The sequence below is a fragment of the Fibrobacter sp. genome (assembly GCF_045112255.1).
Lineage (GTDB): Bacteria > Fibrobacterota > Fibrobacteria > Fibrobacterales > Fibrobacteraceae > Fibrobacter.
Genome location: NZ_JBGUHR010000016.1, coordinates 1 through 2,109, shown reverse-complemented (window position 1 = coordinate 2,109; position 2,109 = coordinate 1). Strand labels below are relative to the sequence as shown.

Sequence of the window (2,109 nt, the reverse complement as noted above, 5' to 3'; positions counted from 1 at the left end):
TGCTGGGGGCGATTACAAGGGCTTTTAAGCCCGGCAGTAAATTTGAAATCATGCTGTGTCTTGTCGGTGGTCAGGGAGCAGGAAAGTCTACCTTCTTCCGGCTGCTGGCTCTCCGGGACGAGTGGTTTTCGGATGACCTTCGCAAGCTGGACGATGACAATGTGTATCGCAAGCTGCAAGGTCACTGGATTATCGAAATGTCCGAGATGATGGCAACCGCCAACGCCAAGAGCATTGAGGAAATCAAGTCCTTCCTGAGCCGCCAGAAGGAGGTTTACAAAATCCCCTACGAAACCCACCCGGCAGACAGACCGAGACAGTGTGTATTCGGCGGCACCTCCAACGCTCTCGACTTCCTGCCCCTTGACCGTTCCGGCAATCGCCGCTTTATTCCGGTCATGGTGTACCCGGAGCGGTCGGAGGTTCACATTTTGGAGGACGAAGCTGCTTCCAGAGCCTACATCCGGCAGATGTGGGCAGAAGCCATGGAAATTTACCGCAGCGGAAACTTCAAGCTGAAATTCAGCCCGGAAATGGCAAAGTACCTGAAAGAGCATCAGCGGGACTTCATGCCGGAGGACACGAAAGCCGGACAGATTCAGGCCTATCTGGACAAGTACACCGGGGACACGGTCTGCTCCAAGCAGCTCTACAAGGAAGCCCTGAACCACACTTTTGACGAGCCGAAACAATGGGAAATCCGGGAGGTCAATGAGATTATGAACCAGTGCATTACTGGCTGGCGTTATTTCTCCAATCCGAGGATGTTCGTAGGATTCGGCAGACAAAAGGGCTGGGAGCGTGAAAAGACAGCAACGGACAATGGCAACCCGTCCGACAAAATCCCTGACGGGTTTGTGGAGATAACGGAGCAGATTGAGCTACCATTCTGAAAATGACAGCCCGTTGCCCTCTTTGTTGCAATCCCGTTGCCGACCCGGTTGCCGGGAAAAGCCTTGATTTCCAACGCTTTTTTCCTTCTGACAACCAAAACTACAGAAAAATAAAAGAAAAGTAAATAGATAACCAAAAGCCAGATGGAGAATGTATTTGAGGTCTTTTGAAGTCCGTTGCCGGACTTCGTTGCTGACCGTTCTCTGCCTGGCACATTTCATTTATGGAGGATAAATGCCTATGACGAAAAATATGGAGATTCCTGTTTGGCGCAGATATACGCTGACCATTGAAGAAGCTGCCGGATATTACCACATCGGAGAAGGAAAGCTGCGGATGCTCATTGACGGGCATCCCAACGAGGATTTCTATGTGATGAACGGAAACCGTGCCCTCATTAAGCGTGAGAAATTCGAGCGGTATCTGGATCAGGCAACGGCAGTATAAAAAAGTGCTTGGCAGAATTGCCGATTTCCTATGATAGACCTATACGGAGAGCCAAACTTGTGCTATTATAACGGTGCAAGTCTGGCTCTCCTTTTACAGTAAAGGAGAGATTTCAATGAGTGAAAAAAGACGAGACAACCGTAATCGAATTTTGCATGAAGGCGAGTACCAGCGTGCAGACGGGAGGTATCGGTTCCGTTACATTGACGAGGACGGAAAAGAGAAAAATGTGTATAGTTGGCGTTTGGACAAAAACGACCCAATGCCCAAAGGCAAGAAACGGGAACTTTCGCTGCGGGAGAAAGAAAAGCAGATTGAAGCGGATTTGTTTGACCACATCGTAACCAACGGAGGCAATTACACGGTGCTGGAACTGGTGGAGAAGTATGTGTCCCTGAAAACGGGTGTCCGGCACAATACCGTTGCCGGGTACAAGACGGTAATCAATGTTCTGAAAAAAGAAGCGTTTGGGAAACAGCGCATTGACAAGGTGCGCTTGTCGGATGCAAAAGCGTGGCTCATCAAGCTTCAGCAGGTGGATGGCAGGGGCTACAGCTCCATTCATTCCATCCGGGGCGTTCTCAGACCGGCTTTTCAGATGGCGGTGGACGATGACCTGATTCGGAAAAATCCCTTTGGATTTGAGCTGGCATCGGTGATTGTCAACGATTCTGTGACAAGAGAAGCAATCACCCGGAAGCAGGAGCGGGATTTGTTGAAATTCATCAAGGAAGATGCACATTTCAGTAGATACTACGATGCAATCTA

The 2,109-nt window shown here is 49.6% G+C and carries 3 protein-coding genes; all 3 read left to right on the top strand.

The window, feature by feature from the left end:
* Nucleotides 1–893 (top strand): VapE domain-containing protein (locus ACJMM9_RS01220; protein WP_405323089.1); only part of this gene is annotated, 893 nt, incomplete at its 5' end.
* A 235-nt stretch (nt 894–1,128) separates the two neighbouring features.
* Nucleotides 1,129–1,341 carry an excisionase gene (locus ACJMM9_RS01215; protein WP_083424729.1) on the top strand — a complete coding sequence of 71 codons (213 nt, stop codon included), beginning with the start codon at nt 1,129–1,131 and terminating at the stop codon, nt 1,339–1,341.
* A gap of 115 nt (nt 1,342–1,456) precedes the next feature.
* Nucleotides 1,457–2,109, top strand: a 653-nt coding sequence (locus tag ACJMM9_RS01210; RefSeq protein ID WP_405323087.1) for an integrase DNA-binding domain-containing protein, incomplete at its 3' end; no start/stop codon positions are given.